Annotated in this window: 1 pseudogene; it reads left to right on the forward strand. The window is 70.7% G+C overall.

The annotated features are described in order from the left end of the window. Positions 1-140: 140 nt before the first annotated feature. Positions 141-1,005, forward strand: a pseudogene (locus tag TsocGM_RS25620) (ISKra4 family transposase); the annotation flags it as partial.

Genomic DNA, 1,005 nt, shown 5'->3' on the forward strand with positions numbered 1-1,005 from the left:
GGGCGTGACTCGCCGCCCGCTCTCCTGGACTTCCTTTCCAGGGAACGAGTTACGGTGGTAGGGAGTGGAAAGCGAGGCCCCGCTGGGGCAGAACATCGGTTGCTACCGATCCGATGTGACCGCACCCAGGGGACCCCGCCATGATCATCACCCCCGAGCAGGCCAGCCTCAAGGCCCAGCAGCAGTTCGACGCCCTGCGAGACTATGTGGGCCGGGCCGCCCGAGACGGCCAGCGGATCGACACCGTGGAACGGGAACTCTTCCGGCAACTGCTCGGCCTGGGCCACAGCCTGCTGTCGGCCTTCGTCGCCCAGCAGGGCGATGGCGACCTCGGGCCACAGGCCGAGACCGCCGACGGGCACGTCGCCCGCCGACTCCCCGAACGCCATGATCGCCGCTACGTGTCGGTCTTCGGCGCGTTGACCATCGCCCGTGCCGTCTACGGCAGCCGGGAGGGCCAGCGGATCGAGCGGGTGCCGCTGGACGAGCGGCTCGGGCTGCCCGAGGGGGACTTCTCCTACCTGCTGGAGGACTGGGCCCAACGGCTCTGCCTGAATGGGTCCTTCGCCGAGGCCGGTCGGTCGCTGGAGATGCTCCTGGGCCTGAAGCCGGGGGCCCGGACCCTGGAGCACATGAGCCGGGCCGTGGCGGGATATGCCCCGGCGTTCCAGGATGCCCTGCCGTCGCCGCCGCCCGAGGAGGAGGGCCCGCTCCTGGTCGTCACCGCCGACGGCAAGGGGGTGCCGATGCGACGACCGCCGCAGGAGGGGCCGAAGCCCCACCACCGCCGCACCAAGGGGGAGAAGGCCAACAAGAAGCAGATGGCCTGCGTCGGGGCCGTCTACACCATCGAGCCGTTCGTGAGGAAGGTGGACGACATCCTGGACGAGGTGCTGAGGGACGAGCGGGCCGGGGACCGGCCCGAGCCGCAGCACAAGCACGTCTGGGCCGAGATGACCCGGCAGGTCGGGGGCGAGACGGTCCACGCCAAGGAGGCCCTGTTCG

It is taken from the genome of Tautonia sociabilis (genome assembly GCF_003977685.1).
Lineage (GTDB): Bacteria > Planctomycetota > Planctomycetia > Isosphaerales > Isosphaeraceae > Tautonia > Tautonia sociabilis.